Genomic DNA, 17,249 nt, shown 5'->3' with positions numbered 1-17,249 from the left:
GCGACACAAGGCCGCTCCTACAGGGTCTGCACTAGCCTTTAACGTGCTTTTACCGTCATCTCTCCTTGCCCATCTCCCACCGCCTGCAGGTTAGGCCGGTACATCGACTCCACCTGCGGCGGCGGCACCCGATAGGTGCCCGGGGTCACCGCCCGTGCCAGGTACAACAGGTGCGTGGTGCCATAGCCGTCGAGCTTGAGGGCCGCCACGTAGCGGTCATCACGGTACTCCTGGTGCACCACGCTGGCGTTCTGCATCGACTCGCGCCACTGCTTCACCGCGCTGCTGGCGTTGTCCAGGCTGGCAGCGCTCTGTGCCAGGTTCTGGTTCTCCAGTTCCAGGCCCGCTGGCAGCAAATCGACCACCAGGGCATCCGGCACGCGATCGCTGGCCTTGAGCGCCAGGTGCACCAGCACCAGGTCGCCGCTGCGCAGGTTGTGCAGGTCCAGCGCCTGGCCATTCATGCCCAGGTACTCACGGCGGATCTCCATGCCGTTGCCACCCGCGACAGGCGCCTGACGTGGATAGCCCGACAGGGTCAATTGCTGATAGAGCGTTTCACTGCCTTCGTTCTGCACACTCAGCGGCGACGCCAGCAACGGCCCTTCGAGCTTCATGCCCGCTTCCACGTTGTTGAACTCACGCACTTCGCCGGCACTGTCCAGGCGTGCCTTCCACGGTGCTTCCGGCTTGCCCAGCAGGCCACGGCCGGCCAGATACAAGGCGTTGCGCTCCTGGGTCGACAGCCAACGGTTGGCCGCCAGCTCGTCCGACAGGGCGAACAGGCGCTGGTCGACCTGGTTGCTGGCCAATTTGCTCTCCTGCAGCAGCGCCAGGATCAGCGCCTGGTCACGCAGGCTGCTGCCATAGTCGGCCATCCAGCCCTTGCTGCGGCTGATGCCAAGGCCCGCCTGCAGCGCCTGCTCGGCGCGCGGTTTGTCGCCCATGGCGTCCAGCGCTACCGCCAACTGCACCAGCGGCAGGCCGGAGCGGGCATCGGCGCGGCGCTCGAACAGGCTGCGCAGGGCGCCCAGCGGTGCCTGCTGGCTGCGCGACAGCACCAGCGCGGCGTAGGCTTGCACGGCAAAGCGGGTGTGCTCGGCGTTCTCGCTGTAGTCGACTTCGATCAGGTTGCGCTCCTGCAAGTAGCGCAGCAGGCGCTCGTTGGCCTTCTTCAAGGCTTCGGCCGGCACGCCGTAGCCCTGGTCGCGGGCACGCAGCAGGAAGTCGGTGACATAGGCGGTCAGCCAGTATTCCTCTTCGCTGTCCGAGCTCCACAGGCCGAAGCTGCCGTTGTAGCGCTGCATGCCCAGCAGGTGCTCGATGCCCATCTCGATCTTGCGTTTGCGCACCTCGGCCGGCTCACCCTTGATGCCCAGGCGCTTGAGGCTCGCGGCATCGGCATACAGTGATGGATAGAGGCCACTGGTGGTCTGCTCCAGGCAGCCGTATGGGTAGGCTTCGAGGGCGCGAATCTGCTCGGCCAGGTTCAGCGGTGGGCGACTCGACAGCGCCAGGCTGGCTTCCAGGCCCGCCGGCTCGAAGGTGGCCAGGTCGCTTTCCGGCAAGGTCCATGGCTGGTCCTTGAGGGCCACGCGGTAATGCTTGAGCATCGCCGGGTAGGCCGGTCGCACGCCCAGGGTCCATTCGCGTTCGAAGGTATTCGCCGGTTCACCCGGCAGCTGCAGGCCATTGACCCGCACCTGCACCTTGCCCTGCCCCAGGCCGCCCATGGCCTGCACCGGGATCAGCAGCGTGCTGCGCTGGCCTTCGGCCAGGGCGATAGTCTGCTGGGCGCTGGCCGTCAGGCTCAGCTGGCCTTCAGTGCGGATCTCGACGCTCAACTGCTGCGCACGCCCCGACAGGTTGGCCAGGTCCAGCGCCAGGCTGGTGCGGTCACCGCCGGCCAGGAAGCGCGGCGCCGACAGTTCGGCGATCAGCGGTGCGGCCACCACCGTCTTGCCCTCGGCCATGCCGAAGTGCTCGTCGGTCCAGGCCTGGGCCATCAGCCGCAACTCGCCATTGAAGTCGGGAATATCGACGGTCGCCTCGCCTTCACCCTGGTCGTTCAGGGTCACCGGCAGGCTTTGCTGGGCAACGATGGTCACCGTGGTATTGGGCCGCTTGCCACCCTTGGCCAGCGCCGCATCACCGCCGAAGGCCAGGCTGGCCAAGCGGCCCTGGCCGGCTTCGATCAGCTGGCCGTAGATGTCCAGCTGGTCGGCGCCGTAGGCCTTGCGGCCGAACAGGCTGGCGAACGGGTCGGGGGTCTTGAAGTCGGTGATGTTGAGGATGCCCACATCGACTGCGGACAGCAGCACATGCACCTGCTTCGGCACGCTGCCGTCAGCATTGGCGGCCTTGACCTTCACTGTCAGCGGCTGCTTGGGGCGCATCTTCTCCGGCGCCTGCAGGCTGACCGCGAGCTTGCGCTCGGCACGCGCCAGCGGCAGATGCAGCACGCCGACAGCTCGCTTGGGCGTGGCATTGGCCTTGCGCTCACCTGGGCGGATCACCAGCGCGCTGATGTACAGGTCGTGCCGCGCCCACTGTTTGTCCAGTTGCACATCGAAGGTCTTGCCCTCGGCGGGCACCTCGATTTCCTGCCACCACAGCGGGCCATCGCTGGACTCGATCATCAGGTAGCCGCTGCCGGCCGCAGGCGGGGTCACGGTGACCTTGGCGCTGGCGCCATCGGCATAGGCCGGCTTGTCCAGCGCCAGCTTCACCTGGTCCGGCCGCACCGCGCCGCCTTCGGCGTTGTCCTGGGCGCGGTAGCCGGCCCAGAAGCGCTCGCTGGAAACCAGGCCGGTTTCAGGGTCTTCCACCTCGACGCGGTACGGGCCCCACTCCACCTGGAAGCTCAGCTTGGCGGTGGAGCCGGCCTTGACGCTGACCGTTTCCTCGCTCTGGGTGAGGAATTTCTCGTTGTAGTTGTAGCTCCAGCCATCGCTCTGCGAGTAGTTCCAGTAGTAATCGCGCCGCTCGCGGATCAGCCGCACTTTCAAGTCGTTGGCGGCGAGCTTGTTGCCAGCGCGGTCGGCCACGAGGAACTCGAATTCGACCGGGCCATCGCTGTCGGTTTCCTCACCGTCGAACAGGCCGCGCAGGCCAGGCAGGCGCTCGGCAGGCCAGATTGGCTGCTCCAGGCGGCGGGTGATCGGCCGGCCGCCGGACTCCTGCAGGCTGGCCTGCACGGTCAACTGCAGCGGCGAGCGTGCTTCGGCCCAGTGGCTCTCGATATCGACCACGGCCTTGCCAGCCTGGTCGAGGGTGACTTCGTCCAGCTCCAGATCCTGGGTCAGTTCGCTTTCGGTAACCGAGCCGAACTGGTAGCCCGGCAGTGCCGGCACGGCTTCGCGCAGCGGGCGCACATAGGCCTGGCCGCTCAGGCGATTGCCGGCAGCCGGCGCACCGTAGAGGTAGCGGCCATTGACCTGGATGCGCGCATCCTCCTCGGGCGACAGCGGCGTATCGCTGCCTTTGAGTTCAAGTGCCAGGCGCTCGGGAAGGAAGTCTTCGACCAGAAACTCGTATACCTGCCTGCGCCCGCCGCCCAGGTCGAGCAGCAATTGCCAGCGGCCAGTGGGGGCCTCCGTGGCCAGTTGCAGCTGGTACTGGTACAGGCCATTGGCGTCGGCCTCCCAGACGAATTTGCGGCTGACCTGCTCATCCGGGCGACGCACTTCCACACTGACCGGCTGAGCCTTGACCGGCTTGCCATCCTGATCACGCAGCAAGCCGTTGAGCAGCACCGTTTCACCCGGGCGATAGAGGTCACGCGGGCCGAAGATGAAGAATTGCAGCGGGTTGGCCTGGGGGCCGGTGATGTCGAACTCGGCCAGGTCCAGGGCAGCGGTGTTCAGGCGCAGCAAGGTGGTGTGCACGCCCTGGGTGGCGATCAGGGTGTCGGCCTTGGCCGTGATCGGCAGTTGGGCATGGCCGGCGCCATCGGTCTTGGCCTGGGCCAGCAGCTTGCCCTTGTCGTCATGCAGTTCGAGGTTGACGTCCTTGAGTGCCTTGCCGCCTTCCAGGGCCTGGGCGAACACGTCCAGGCGGTCACGGTAGCGGTGGGCAGACACGCCGATGTCGCTGAGGGTGAACAGCGTCGCCGGTTGCGAATAGTCATAGGTGCCCGAAGCACGCATCACGGCCAGGTACACGCCTGGCTCCTGCAGCGGCTTGATCCCGGCGATCGGCAGCAGCACGGTCTCGCGGGTGTTGCGCGCCGGGTTCAGGTCGAAGCGGCCGCTGTAGACCAGCTCGGCCATGTCCAGGGTTTCCTTGGACTGGTAGTAGTACAGGCTGCTGTTGCGGCCCCAGTTGGCCAGGAAGGTCGAGAGCATCTGCGGCTTGACCCGGAAGAATTCGACATCGACCTTGGGCACGTTCAGCGCGATCACCGGCAGGCCTTCGGCCAGGCGGGTGGGCAGCAACGAACCACGGCTGGCAAAGCCAACGGTGGGTTGCATGTCGCGGGTTTCCAGGCGGCTAACCGATTCGCTGTCGAGCTGCTTGCCGTTGACCGCCAGCAAGCCCTTGTCGACAGTCAGCACCAGCTTGCGCTGTGGCTCCAGGTGGCGCAGGCGCAATTCCATCTGGTTGTCGGAGAGTTCCCAGGCACCGTCGACCTTGCCTTTGACCGTATCGACCAGGTGCACCTTGGCGGCGAAGTCCTGCTTGGCGTCCAGCGGTGCCGAGAAGCTGATCGACAGGGTACTGGCGCCGTCGAGTTGCACTTCCGAGACGTCCAGCACGCTGAGCTCGCGCCCTTCGTAGCGCTTGGCGAGGACAGCAGGGTCCTCGCGCTTGGGCGCCGGGGCCTCGACCGCAGCGCTCGCGGCCGGTTTTTCGGCGGAAGCGGGCTTGTCCGGCGTCGAGGAATCACAGGCACTGAGCAAGGCCAGCGCGCAGGCCAGCAACAATCCTTTGTTGAACATGGAGTGGGAACTCTTTGGCAGCGTGTACGTGAGGGCAGCAACTATAGCGCAACGGTGGAGGTGGGACTTTCACCGATGCGGCAAGTGAGACCCTGTTCGCGCGGATTGGTTGCCTGGCCGGTACACTGTGCCCAGCCGAATACTGGGGGCGCAGAGCGTCCCCACAGCCTCAGGAATTGCAATGTCGCAACTGACCACCGACTGGCAGCACCGCCCCACCCACCGCAAGGTCTGGGCCCTGGCAGCGCCCATGATCCTCTCCAACATCTCGGTGCCGCTGGTGGCCCTGGTCGACAGCACCGTGATCGGCCACCTGCCCCACGCCCACCAGCTCGGTGCCGTGGCCGTCGGCGCCACGCTGTTCACCTTCATGGTCGGCCTGATGGGCTTCCTGCGCATGGGCTCCACCGGCTTCGCCGCCCAGGCAGCCGGGCGTGCCGACGGTGCGGCATTGCGCCAGGTGCTGGTGCAGGGCCTGCTGCTGGCCGTGGCCTTCGCCCTTCTCATTGGCCTGCTTGCCCTGCCTTTCAGCCAGTTGGCACTGCACGCCATGCAACCGAGCGAGGCGTTGCAGCAATCCACCGAAGACTTCTTCCATACCCGGTTGCTCGGCCTGCCGGCGGCGCTGGCCAGCTATGCGCTGGTCGGCTGGTTCCTCGGCACACAGAACGCACGAGCGCCGTTGGCGATTCTGCTGACCACCAACCTGCTGAACATCGCCCTCAACCTGTGGTTCGTGCTCGGCCTGAACTGGGGCGTGCTGGGTTCGGCACGGGCCTCGGTGATCGCCGAATGGAGCGCCGCCCTGCTCGGCCTGGCCCTGACCCGCCCGGCCCTGCGCGCCTACCCAGGGCAGATCGCCTGGGCTGCGCTCAAGCGCTGGCAGGCCTGGCGGCCATTGCTCGCGGTAAACCGTGACATCTTCCTGCGCAGCCTGGCACTGCAGCTGGTGTTCCTGCTGATCACCGTGCAGGGCGCGCGGCTGGGTGAAGCCACGGTGGCGGCCAACGCGCTGCTGCTCAACGGCCTTCTGCTCACCGCCTACGCCCTCGATGGCCTGGCGCACGCCGTGGAGGCGCTGTGCGGGCATGCCATTGGTGCGCGGGACCGGGATACCTTGCGCCGCTCGCTGGTGGTGGCCTGCGGCTGGTCGCTGATCACCAGCCTGGGGTTTGCCGGTTTGTTCCTGCTGGGCGGGCACCTGTTCATCGACCTGCAGACCAACATTGATAGCGTGCGGGCGGCGGCTTATCCGTACTTGCCGTATCTGGCGCTGCTGCCGTTGATTGCGGTGTGGAGCTACTTGCTCGACGGGCTGTTCATCGGCGCCACCCGGGCGCGGGAGATGCGCAATGCAATGCTGCTGTCGGTGCTGATCGCGCTGCCTTTGGGGGTGGTCATGAGCGGGTTTGGCAACCATGGGTTGTGGTTGGCCTTTCTCGGGTTCATGGCGTTGCGGGCAGTGACGCTGGGGTGGGTTGGGTGGCGGTTGCAGGAAAGAGGGCGCTGGGTTCAATGACGCCGGGGCCGCTTTGCGGCCCTTTCGCGACGCAAGGCCGCTCCTACACAAGCAACGCGGTCGCTTGTAGGAGCGGCCTTGTGTCGCGAAATGAGGGCGAAGCCCTCACCTGCTGACTCAAATCCACACACAATCCCAATGTGGGTACTCGCCCGCTCGCTGTACAAGCCCAGCTCGAATAGGATTGGCAATAACGTATCGCGCTGCAGCCTTCACATCTTCATCCCGACGCAGTGCTCGATCATAGAATCCAGGTTGCCAGATATGGTGGCGCTCAGCCCCTGCAAGATACAACGCACAACTGCTGCGCGACTTGAATGCACACATCAGGTTACCCAGGCTCGCTGAGCGGAGCTCGATCAACCAGTGCAAATGATCTGGCATCAGGACCCACGCTAGTGATCGACAGCTACCTTCTTCATCAGCCTTCCGCAATTGCCGGATGACAGTTCGGGCAAACAGCAGCTTGTTGAAGAGTGGATTGCGATTGCGGGTTACAGTAGTGAGCAGATAGAGCCTACCTGGCTCTGAGTAGCGCCCTTGGCGCAAGCGGTGATTGCATTGACCGTCCATGTCATTTTCCCTTTGAACATTGCGTTCAACGGTAGACCCGGCGTCATGGAGGGCCGTGCCTGGATCATTGCGAGGTGTGACTCAGGTGAGGGCTTCGCCCTCATTTCGCGACACGAGGCCGCTCCTACAAGAAACGCGTAAGAGCGGCCTCGGCGATCACGAGGAAAGGTAGGACGAGCGGGTCAGGCCCAGGCGCAATGCATCGAGGAACTGGGTCCGCTCACGTGCGCTGATCTTGGCGCTGGCCACCTTGTCACGGTAGTGAGTCATCAACTCCTCCGGCGACAGGTGCACGTAACGCAGCATGTCTTCGATGGTGTCGTGGGTCTCGATACCGGCGTGATACACGCTGCCATCGGCGTTCTGGTAGATGTTCACCGAGTCGGTGTCACCGAACAGGTTGTGCATGTCGCCGAGGATTTCCTGGTAGGCGCCGACCAGGAACACGCCCAGCAGGTAGTCCTCGCCTTCGTTGACCGCATGCACCGGCATGCTGGTCTCGATGCTCTGCTCGTCGACGTACTGGTTGATCTTGCCGTCGGAGTCGCAGGTCAGGTCCTGCAGCACCGCACGACGCATCGGTTCTTCGTCCAGGCGGTGCAGCGGGATGATCGGCAGCACCTGGCCGATGGCCCAGGTGTCCGGCAGGCTCTGGAACACCGAGAAGTTGCAGATGTACTTGTCGGCCAGCTTGTCGTTGAGCTCGTCCAGCACCTGGCGGTGCGAGCGCTGGCGGGCTTTCAGCGAGTTGTGCAGGCGGCGGCACACGGCGAAGTAGCACTGTTCGGCCAGGGCCTTCTCGGCCAGGCTGATCTTGCCATCGGCATACTGCGCCGCCACGTCACCCATGTAGTGGGTGGCGCGCCAGTAGGTTTCGGTGACCATCTCGATGTCGGTCGGGCCCAGCAGGTCGACCAGCCATTGCACGGTTTCCGGCAGGGCTTCCTTGTTCTCGATGGTCGGCACGTCGTCGTTGTGCTTCTCGACGTCGGTCACCTGGATCACCAGCATCGCGTGATGCGCAGTCAGCGAACGGCCGCTCTCGGAGAAGATGTGCGGGTGCGGCAGGCCCTGCGCGTCGCAGAACTCCTTGAGCATGCCCACCACCACGCCGGCGTAGTCGTCCATGTCGTAGTTGATCGAGCTGGCGTTACGCGAGTGGGTACCGTCGTAGTCCACACCCAGGCCACCACCGACGTCGATATGGTCGACTGGAAGCCCCAGCGCACGCAGTTCGCCGTAGTAGCGGATGGCTTCCTTGAAACCGTGCTGGTAGTCGGCCAGGTTGGCGATCTGCGAGCCCATGTGGAAGTGCAGCAAGCGGATGCCCTGGTCCAGGCCGGCATCGCGGAAGCGCTGCACCACTGAGATCAGCTGGGCGGCGGACAAGCCGAACTTGGACTTCTCGCCCCCGGTGTCGGCCCACTTGCTCGACGCCAGCGACGACAGGCGCACGCGCAGGCCGACCTGTGGCTTGACCTTGAGGTCGGCGGCCTCGTCGATCACCAGGGCCACTTCCGACTCTTTCTCGATGACGATGAACACGTTGTGGCCGAGCTTCTGGCCCATCAATGCCAGACGGATGAACTCGCGGTCCTTGTAGCCGTTGCAGACGATGGTGCCGCCTTTCGGCGCCAGCGCCAGCACGGCCAGCAGCTCAGGCTTGGAACCGGCTTCCAGGCCGATCGAGACGTTCTGCGTGGCGATGATGTTTTCCACCACCGCTTCCTGCTGGTTGACCTTGATCGGGTACAGCGCGGTGTACTGGCTCTGGTATTCCAGGCGGGCGATGTTGGCATCGAATGCGCCGGTCAGCTGGCGCACGCGGTCCTGCAGGATGTCGGGGAAGCGCACCAGCAGCGGCAGCGACAGGCCGCTCTGACGCAGCTCGTCGACCTGTTCGAACAGATCGATCGGCGCGCTGCTGGGGCCGTTGGGGCGCACTTCGACGCGCCCGGCTTCATTGATGGCGAAATAACCAGCGCCCCAATGGCGGATGCCATAAACACTGCGGCTGTCGGCCACGGTCCATTGGCTACCATCGTCTTTGCGTGTGCGTCGTACGGACATTCAAGTCCCCTATAGATAAGTCGAAGACACTGCCCCGCAAGGAGGCGGGCGCAGTGTAAAAGCCGAAAATGACGATTCGTCCGTGCCCTGGGTAGACCCTGGTCACGGGAACGAGTTTAGAAAGCGTTGGGCAAAAAATCGCGGGGGCGCATCAGCCGCCGGACTTTTTCGCCTTGAAGCCCTGTTTGATCAGCTCGGCGATCAGCAGTTCGACGTGGTCGCCCTGGATCTCGATGACCCCATCCTTCAGCGCACCGCCGGTACCGCAACGGCGCTTGAGGGTGGTGGCCAGCTCCTTGAGCTGGTCGAGCGGCAGCGGCACGCCGGTGACGGTGGTCACGGTCTTGCCGCCACGGCCTTTGCTTTCACGGCGCACACGGGCGATGCCGTCACCTTCGGGGATGACTTGCTGCTTGCAGGTGCAGGCGTCCACCGGCTGGCCACAGTCGGGGCAGTGCCGACCGGCATCGGTGGAGTAAACGAGACCGCCAAGGGCGGCGAAGGAAGAAGCTTTCTTGGCCACTTTTGTTCCTCTGTGCTGAGGACAAAAACTGGTCGGCACCTGGGGCAGAGACCGACCGCGAAGCCCCACTCTGGCAGGGGCGGCGCTACTGCTGCAAGATCCTGCGGCAGCCCGAAAAGGGCGCGCAGTGTAACGATAAATCAGGCGGTTGCTAAGTACTGGAATGCGCCATTTTGCGAATGTTTTGCGACCTTGGGGCTGCTACACCATCGATGTGGGAGCGGCCTTGTGTCGCGAAAGGGCCGCAGAGCGGCCCCAGCTTTACTTCAGGCTGGCCTTGTAGCGCTGCAACGCCGCCAGCGAGTCCGGGCAATACGGCTTGCTCAGGCTTTCCTGCTCGGCCAGCTCAAGGCTGATGAATTTCGCCTCGATCACCTCTTCCGGCTGCAGCCGCAACGGCGCATCCGACACCGCCGAATACACCGCGCACCACAGGTGGTTGTCTGGCTGATCGAAATAGAAACGCTCATGAAAGCGCAATTCGACGCCTTCGATGCCCAGCTCTTCGGCCAGCTCCCGTGCAGCCGAGTCGTCATACGCCTCCCCTGCCGTCACCATGCCACCGGCCGCCACATCCCAGTACCCCGGGTACAGCGCCTTGCTCAGGGCCCGCCGGTGCACGCACAGCTCACCGGTACTGTTGAACAACAGGATGAACGTGCAGCGGCCGATCAGGCCGCGCTCGCGCAGCTCGGCCCTGGGCAGCGCGCCGAGCACCTGGTCGGCGGCGTCCACCCAAGTGACCAGTTCACGGTCGGAAGCCGCCCGATGGGCGGCCTCGTTGGCGCTGATGGCCATGCTCAACCCTGCGACAGCAGCTGACGCAGGTCGATGACCGCAGCGTTGGCCCGGGAAATGTAGTTGGCCATGACCAGCGAGTGGTTGGCCCACATGCCGAAGCCGCTGCCATTGAGCACCATCGGGCTCCACAGTGGTTCCTGCGAGGCTTCCAGCTCACGAATGATCTGGCGCACACTGACCGTGGCGTTCTTCTTCGCCAGCACGTCGGCGAAGTCGACCTCGATGGCGCGCAGCAGGTGCGACAGCGCCCAGGCCTGGCCACGGGCTTCGTAGAAGACGTTGTCGATCTGCAGCCACGGGGTTTCCACCAGCTCTTCATCCACCTGCGGCGCCTGGCCGGCAACCACCGACTCGGTCTTCAGGGTGGTGTTGAGCTTGACCCGGCCAACACTGGCCGACAGACGCTGCGACAGCGAACCCAAGCGGGTGGCCACGTCACCCAGCCAGTTGTTCAGGTTGTCGGCGCGGGTATAGAAGGCGGCGCCCTTGTCGCCAGCGGCCAGGCGCGCCTGGTAGCGGCTCAGCGACTTGATGCCCTCTTCGAACTCCGACTCGCTCGATGGCAGGATCCAGCTCTTGTTGTCGAAGTTGAAGCGCGGCTCGGCCTTGGCCAGGTCGGCATCTTCGGTGGACTGCGACTGCGAACGGGCGAAGTCCTTGCGCAAGGCCCGGGAAAGGTCACGCACCTGCACCAGCACGCCATATTCCCAGCTCGGCATGTTGTCCATCCACAGGCCAGGCGGGAAGCGGTCGTTGGAAATGTAACCGCCCGGCTTGTTCAGCAGGGTGCCGGCCACGCTCTTGAGGGTTTCGATGGTGGTATAGCCCACCACCATCTGCTGGCCATTGCGCTCGGCAGCTGCCTGGGCATTCTGCTGCACCGGGAACAACGCCGGCTCCTCGCTCCAGTACCAGCCAAGGCCCAGGCACACCAGCAGGTACAACCCGATCAGGGTCCCCAGGGCACGGCTCCAGAGCCCGCCAAGATAGCTACGGGCAGCGGCGCGGCGACCATCGACACGTTCGCGGGGCTCGGCTTTGGCCTCGCGGTTTTTCCAGTCCAGCATGGCTTTGTCCTTAATCAGTCACGACGGTTCAGGGGCTTGGACCACAGGCCAACGCCAGGGTGCCACGGCAAGCCCGCGTCGCAGCACTATAAAGCAGACACCGCCGTACGCATAAGCGACCAATGAGTCAGTAACTGAATATTCGTCCGCAAGCCTTTGTTGATGCGGCGCACGTACGGGTGGAAAAAGTGGTGCTAGCATACAGCCATCATCGAACCTGCTTAGCCCACTAACAAGTAGCCAGGACATGACCCAAGCCGCGGAGCCGAGCCAGGAGCGCCTCTCGCAGGAGCTCGAACAGCTGTTGCAGCGCCTGTCGCGTACGCGCTTGCGCCACGGCGACCAGCCCGACCAGCTGGAGCTGCCACCTGCGCGCAAACCGGTCTACCTGCTGCTGCACGACCATGAGCGCGCCGAGCGCCTCGCCCAGCAGCTGGAGTTCTTCGGCCTGAGCGCGCAACCGCAACCGTGCGCCAGTGCGTTTCTGGCTTCGCTAGCCGAGCAACCTCCGGCCGCCATCGTCATGGATGTCGACTTCTCTGGCCCCGGTGCTGGCCTGCCGTTGGCGGCGCTGGCGCAGCGCGGCCAGGCGCAACCCATACCGCTGCTGTTCTTCAGCCTGCACGAAGCCGACACGCCGACACGCCTGGCCGCAGTGCGCGCCGGCGGCCAGGCGTTTCTGACCGGTACGCTGGAAGCCTCCAGCCTGCTGGAAAAACTCGAAGCCATGACCAGCAACGCACAGCAGGAACCCCTGCGCGTGCTGATCATCGACGATTCACGCGCCCAGGCCCTGCACACCGAACGCGTACTGGCCAGCGCCGGTATGCTGACCCGCAGCCTGAACGACCCGATCCGCGCCATGGTCGAGCTGGCCGACTTCCAGCCCGACCTGATCATCCTCGACCTGTACATGCCGACGTGCTCGGGCCCGGAACTGGCCAAGGTGATCCGTCACAACGACCGCTACGTCAGCGTGCCGATCATCTACCTGTCCGCCGAGGACGACCTGGACAAGCAGCTCGATGCCATGAGTGAAGGCGGCGACGACTTCCTGACCAAGCCGATCCGTTCGCGGCACCTGATCACCACCGTGCGCAACCGCGCCGCCCGCGCCCGCCACCTCAAGGCCCGCATGGTCCGCGACAGCCTGACCGGGCTGTACAACCACACCCACATCCTGCAACTGCTCGAAGACTGCAGCTACCGTGCCCGCCGCACGCAGCAACCGCTGAGCTTCGCCATGCTCGACATCGACCACTTCAAGAAGATCAACGACCGCCACGGCCACCCCATGGGTGACCGGGTGATCAAGAGCCTGGCGCTGTTCCTCAAGCAACGCCTGCGCAAGACCGACTTCATTGGCCGCTATGGTGGCGAGGAGTTCGCCATCGTCATGCCCAACACTTCGCTGGAGGCCGCGCACAAGGTACTGGACGAGATTCGCCGGCGCTTTGCCGAGATTCTCTACCCGGCGCAGCCGGAGGATCTGCGATGCACCTTCAGTGCCGGGGTGGTGCAGCTGGACGATGAGCTGGATGCGCTGAGCATGGCCAGCACGGCGGACGAGGCGTTGTACCGGGCCAAACATGCCGGGCGTAACTGCGTGGTGAGGGTCGAGCCGTAGCGGCTGCGCTCAATGGCTCAAGGCCACCATCGTCATCACCTGGTAATAAATTCGCCATAAATTCAGGCACCTATCTCTCGACTCCCCCGCAGGAAGTTCGCGGCTATGCGCCTGAAGTGGCTGACCAATTTCAACACCCTGTTGCTGGTGACCGTGTGTATCGCCTTGGGTGCGACCCTGTGGTGGTCGCAACGCGCCCTGGAGCGGCCCTATCAGTTGATGGAGCGCTACCTGGGCCTGTCGCAGCAGTTCCAGAACCAGACGGCGCGCAACATCCAGGCTTACCTGGGCAGTGGCGACGCCTTGCGTCACGCCGCTGCCGTCGACGCCAACCAGCAGCTCGAAGCCTCGCTGACCGACTGGCCGCCAGCGCTCGCCGCCAAGCTGCGCCCGAGCCTGGACACCCTGCAGGCCTTCACCGCCAACGAACTGCTCGCCGCCGGCAAGCTGGCCGGCGACCCGCAAGCCCTGCTGCTGCAGGCCGAACGCGAACTGGGGGCCAACTTCGAACAGTTGACCGCCTATGCCCGCGACAGCGGCAGCAGCGACGCCAACCGCTACCTGCTGCCATTGCTCGATGCCACCGTGCACCTGGGCCGACTGTCGCTGGCCCGGGACAAGCTGGTCAGCAGCGGCCGCGCCGAACTGGCCGACGAGGTCGAGCGCGAACTGCAGCTGATCCGCACCCAGGCCCAGGTCATCGACGGCCTGCCGCTGCTGGGCGTGACCCGAGCTGCAGAATCCAACGCCGACGACTTCGCCGCCATGATGGGCCTGCAGTCCCAGGCCAGCGAACACCAGGAAGACGTGGCGGTCGGCCTCAAGCGCGAGCTGCAAAGCCTGCTCAACCGCTACCCCGCCGAGTTGCAACGCACCCGCGAGCAGATCGAACGCCGCACCGCCCTGGCCGCCAGTACCAACCAACGCCTGGAAGCCGTGCAACAGGCCATCGCCGGCCTGGAGCCGGAAGTGCGTGGCCAGCACGCGAAGATTGCCGGTGAAGTGCGCATCATCCAGGGGCTGATGATCGGCCTGATCCTGCTGATCGCCCTGCTCATCGACACCCTGCAGCGGCGCCTGGCCCGCACCCTGACCAGCCTGGCCCCGGCCCTGTCGCGCTGGGCCGAAGGCGACTTTGCCGCGCCTATCGCGCTGGGCAAGACCAACCGCGAGCTGCACGACATCCAGGAATCGCTCAACCGCCTGCGCCAGTACCTGGTGGAACTGGTCGGCACCATCCGCCACAACGCCGAGCAGGTCGCCGGCAGCAGCCACGCCCTGGCCGGCATGAGCGCCGCCCTGCACGACGGCGCCGAGCGCCAGGCCGGCGACACCGGGCAGATTCGCGATGCGCTGGGCGAGCTGGAAGCGACCATCCAGCAAGTGGCCGGCGACGCCAGCTCTGCCGCCGATGCCAGCCGTGATGCCGGCCGCGCGGTGGAACAGGGCCAGACGGTGATCGGCCAGAGCCTGTCAGGCCTTCGGGCGCTGGTCGACGAGGTGCAGGGCAACGCGCGCATGATCGAGCAGTTGGCCGAGGAGTCGGCCACCATCGGCGGGGTGCTGACGGTCATTCGCTCCATCGCCGAGCAGACCAACCTGCTGGCGTTGAATGCCGCCATCGAGGCCGCCCGCGCCGGTGAGATGGGCCGTGGCTTCGCGGTGGTGGCCGACGAGGTGCGCTCACTGGCGCAGCGCACCACCGGGGCTACCGGCGAGATCCAGGCGCTGATCGACCGCCTGCAGCAGGCGGCGCGAGAGTCGGTGGCCGGGATGCGCACCCAGCTGGAACATGCCGAAGCCACCGCCAACCAGGCCCAGGCCGCCGATGGTGCGCTGGACGAGATTGTCAGCGCGATCCGCACGATTGCCGATACGGCGGTGCGTATTGCCGATGTCACCGCGCAGCAGAGTGGTGCGGTGAGTGAAATTCGCGATCACAGTGAGCGGATTCACAAGTTGGGTGAAGACAACCTGCAGCGTATTGGCGAAGGGCGCGAGCAAGGCGAACAGTTGCTGAGCCTGGGTGGTGAGCTGAGCAAGGCAGTACGGGCCTTCAGAGTCTGAGCCCTCCTGTGCCGGCCTCTTCGCGGCTAAAGCCGCGAAGAGGCCGGAACAGGCAATACATAACTGGCGCCATGTGTCGCCGTCACTTTCAACCACCGCCAACTCCGCTATCATGCGGGCACGTTCCACCTCGCGAGTCCGTCATGCGCCGCCTGTTTTTCCTGCTGCTCCTGCTGCTGGCCAGCCCTGCTTTCGCCTCGGGCCTGCTCGACAACCGCCCCAGCGCCACCCTCGGCGCTGCTTCGCTGTCCAACAATGCCGACTTCCTGCCGGTGCACGAAGCCTTCAAGCTCAGCCTGGTGCAGGCCGACGCGCAGACCCTCAAGCTGCGCTTCGTTGCCACTGATGGCTACTACCTGTACCGCCACCGCTTCCACTTCCGCACGGAACCGGCAGACATCACCCTGGGCCCGCCGAACATCCCCAAGGGCGAAGCCAAGCACGACGAGTTCTTCGGTGACGTCGAGGTGTACCACGGCGTGCTCGACATCGAGATCCCACGCACCGACGCTCGCGCCTTCACCCTGCTGGTGGGTTACCAGGGCTGCGCCGACAAGGGCCTGTGCTACCCGCCGGAAACCGAACGCCTGAGCATTGACGGCAAAGCGCCCGCCGCAGGCACCGCCCTGCCTGCAGGCAGCGAACAGGGCTGGAACTGGAAGTCATTGCTGCTGTTCTTCCTCGCCGGGGTCGGCCTGACCTTCACCCCTTGTGTGCTGCCGATGCTGCCGATCCTCTCTGGTGTGGTCCTGCGTGGCCAGGTCGGTGGCCTGCGTGGCCTGGCCCTGTCGCTCGCCTACGTGCTGCCGATGGCTGCCAGCTTTGCCGTGCTCGGCGCACTGATGGGCCTGTTCGGCGCCGGTCTGAACCTGCAGGCACGCCTGCAGTCGGCCTGGGTACTGGTGCCTTTCGCGCTGTTCTTCGTGGCGTTCGCCCTGGCCATGTTCGGCCTGTTCGAGCTCAAGTTGCCGCAGGCCCTGAGCAACCGTCTGAACAACGTCGCCAACCACACCCGCGGCGGCTCGCTGCTCGGCGCGGCTGTGCTCGGCGTGCTCTCCAGCCTGCTGGTCTCACCCTGTGTTTCGGCGCCGCTGGCGGGCGCCTTGCTGTACATCAGCGCCAGCGGCGATGCCGTGGGCGGCGCGCTCAAGCTGTTCGCCCTGGGCCTGGGCATGGGCGCCCCCTTGCTGCTGATGGCCACGGGGGGAGCCGCCTGGTTGCCCAAGAGCGGCCCTTGGCTGAACACCGTGAAAAACGCCATCGGCGTATTGCTGCTGGGCCTGGCCATCGGCCTGCTCAGCCGCGTGCTGCCGGGGCCGGCGACCTTGTTGCTGGTCGGTTTCCTGGCGGCCGGCGTGGCGCTGTTCCTCGGCGCCCTGGAGTTCGTGGTCAAATCGCCACGCCAGCGCCTGGCACAACTGTTGGGCCTGGCGCTGCTGGTGTATGCGTTGGCCTGCTGGTACGGCGCGCTCAACGGCCAAGGTGACCCACTGCGCCCGCTGCCACCGCCCGCCGCTGCCACCGTCAGCGGTGCAGCGGCCAAGGCAGATGCCTGGCAAACCGTCACCACCCCGGCCACACTGGACGCCGCCCTGGCCGAGGCCAAGGCCGCCGGCCAACCGGTGCTGCTGGACTGGTACGCCGACTGGTGCATCAGCTGCAAGGTGATCGAACACGAAGTGCTCAATGCACCGCAGGTTCAAAGCCAATTGAGCGCCTTCAAGCTGCTGCGCTTCGATATCACCGAGAGCAGCGCCGAGCAGCGCACGCTACTGGATCGCTACCAGCTGTTCGGGCCGCCGGCGCTGTTGTTCTTTGCGGCGAACGGCAGCGAAATGACCACCGATCGGGTGATTGGCGAGATAAACGCCGGGGAATTTGCGCAGATTCTGGCGCGCGTGCGCGGCAAACTCGGTCTATAACTTCCCGCGTGCCGGGAAATTTCTCCAAATGAGTGACCAGATTTAATTATTTGGTCACATATTTCGCGCGAACCTCGGACAACGTGCTGGCTATTGCCGGGAACTGGACACTTGCCGTCGCTTTGCGGCACACTCGCCGC

At 65.2% G+C, this 17,249-nt stretch carries 10 protein-coding genes; 4 read left to right on the top strand and 6 right to left on the bottom strand.

Annotated features, from left to right (window positions below):
• Window positions 1–38: 38 nt before the first annotated feature.
• A complete protein-coding gene (locus ACIPZ8_RS05985) occupies window positions 39–4,940 on the bottom strand; it encodes an alpha-2-macroglobulin family protein (RefSeq protein ID WP_400720392.1) in 4,902 nt (1,633 codons plus the stop codon).
• Window positions 4,941–5,121: 181 nt separating this feature from the next.
• On the opposite strand from ACIPZ8_RS05985, the gene ACIPZ8_RS05980 reads away from it, so the two are divergent.
• Window positions 5,122–6,459, top strand: coding sequence for an MATE family efflux transporter (locus ACIPZ8_RS05980; protein ID WP_400720390.1), 1,338 nt, complete (start codon window positions 5,122–5,124; stop codon window positions 6,457–6,459).
• Between the two features lie 117 nt (window positions 6,460–6,576).
• Here the strand turns inward: ACIPZ8_RS05980 and ACIPZ8_RS05975 are convergent, their stop codons facing one another.
• From ACIPZ8_RS05975 to ACIPZ8_RS05955, 5 genes are all read right to left on the bottom strand, one after another.
• Window positions 6,577–7,032 carry an REP-associated tyrosine transposase gene (locus ACIPZ8_RS05975; protein ID WP_400720387.1) on the bottom strand — a complete coding sequence of 152 codons (456 nt, stop codon included), beginning with the start codon at window positions 7,030–7,032 and terminating at the stop codon, window positions 6,577–6,579.
• Between the two features lie 156 nt (window positions 7,033–7,188).
• A complete protein-coding gene (speA, locus tag ACIPZ8_RS05970) occupies window positions 7,189–9,102 on the bottom strand; it encodes an arginine decarboxylase (protein WP_110633707.1) in 1,914 nt (637 codons plus the stop codon).
• A gap of 151 nt (window positions 9,103–9,253) precedes the next feature.
• Window positions 9,254–9,625, bottom strand: a complete 372-nt coding sequence (locus tag ACIPZ8_RS05965; protein ID WP_027920822.1) for a translation initiation factor Sui1 — start codon at window positions 9,623–9,625, stop codon at window positions 9,254–9,256.
• A 261-nt stretch (window positions 9,626–9,886) separates the two neighbouring features.
• Complete coding sequence (locus ACIPZ8_RS05960) at window positions 9,887–10,423, bottom strand: NUDIX hydrolase (protein ID WP_400720383.1); 537 nt, start codon at window positions 10,421–10,423, stop codon at window positions 9,887–9,889.
• Window positions 10,424–10,425: 2 nt separating this feature from the next.
• Complete coding sequence (locus ACIPZ8_RS05955) at window positions 10,426–11,493, bottom strand: DUF2333 family protein (protein ID WP_400720380.1); 1,068 nt, start codon at window positions 11,491–11,493, stop codon at window positions 10,426–10,428.
• A 247-nt stretch (window positions 11,494–11,740) separates the two neighbouring features.
• On the opposite strand from ACIPZ8_RS05955, the gene ACIPZ8_RS05950 reads away from it, so the two are divergent.
• From ACIPZ8_RS05950 to ACIPZ8_RS05940, 3 genes are all read left to right on the top strand, one after another.
• Entirely contained in the window at window positions 11,741–13,120 is a 1,380-nt protein-coding gene (locus ACIPZ8_RS05950; RefSeq protein ID WP_400720377.1) for a diguanylate cyclase, read from the top strand.
• 105 nt (window positions 13,121–13,225) lie between these two features.
• Window positions 13,226–15,187 carry a methyl-accepting chemotaxis protein gene (locus ACIPZ8_RS05945; protein ID WP_400720374.1) on the top strand — a complete coding sequence of 654 codons (1,962 nt, stop codon included), beginning with the start codon at window positions 13,226–13,228 and terminating at the stop codon, window positions 15,185–15,187.
• Between the two features lie 143 nt (window positions 15,188–15,330).
• Window positions 15,331–17,109 (top strand): protein-disulfide reductase DsbD, encoded by a 1,779-nt coding sequence (locus ACIPZ8_RS05940; RefSeq protein WP_400720372.1) that lies wholly within the window; start codon window positions 15,331–15,333, stop codon window positions 17,107–17,109.
• Window positions 17,110–17,249 lie beyond the last annotated feature (140 nt).

The organism is Pseudomonas sp. NPDC089422 (genome assembly GCF_044749405.1).
Classification (GTDB): Bacteria; Pseudomonadota; Gammaproteobacteria; order Pseudomonadales; family Pseudomonadaceae; genus Aquipseudomonas.
The sequence above is the reverse complement of the archived record's forward strand: the minus strand, read 5'-3'. Positions and strand labels throughout refer to the sequence as shown.

What these genes read in the sequence shown, in the direction of transcription:
- ACIPZ8_RS05960 (WP_400720383.1), bottom strand. Translation starts at nt 10,423, where the DNA reads ATGGCCATCAGCGCCAACGAGGCCGCCCATCGGGCGGCTTCCGACCGT.
- ACIPZ8_RS05955 (WP_400720380.1), bottom strand. Translation starts at nt 11,493, where the DNA reads ATGCTGGACTGGAAAAACCGCGAGGCCAAAGCCGAGCCCCGCGAACGT.
- speA (WP_110633707.1), bottom strand. Translation starts at nt 9,102, where the DNA reads ATGTCCGTACGACGCACACGCAAAGACGATGGTAGCCAATGGACCGTG.
- ACIPZ8_RS05975 (WP_400720387.1), bottom strand. Translation starts at nt 7,032, where the DNA reads ATGGACGGTCAATGCAATCACCGCTTGCGCCAAGGGCGCTACTCAGAG.
- ACIPZ8_RS05945 (WP_400720374.1), top strand. Translation starts at nt 13,226, where the DNA reads ATGCGCCTGAAGTGGCTGACCAATTTCAACACCCTGTTGCTGGTGACC.
- ACIPZ8_RS05950 (WP_400720377.1), top strand. Translation starts at nt 11,741, where the DNA reads ATGACCCAAGCCGCGGAGCCGAGCCAGGAGCGCCTCTCGCAGGAGCTC.
- ACIPZ8_RS05985 (WP_400720392.1), bottom strand. Translation starts at nt 4,940, where the DNA reads ATGTTCAACAAAGGATTGTTGCTGGCCTGCGCGCTGGCCTTGCTCAGT.
- ACIPZ8_RS05980 (WP_400720390.1), top strand. Translation starts at nt 5,122, where the DNA reads ATGTCGCAACTGACCACCGACTGGCAGCACCGCCCCACCCACCGCAAG.
- ACIPZ8_RS05940 (WP_400720372.1), top strand. Translation starts at nt 15,331, where the DNA reads ATGCGCCGCCTGTTTTTCCTGCTGCTCCTGCTGCTGGCCAGCCCTGCT.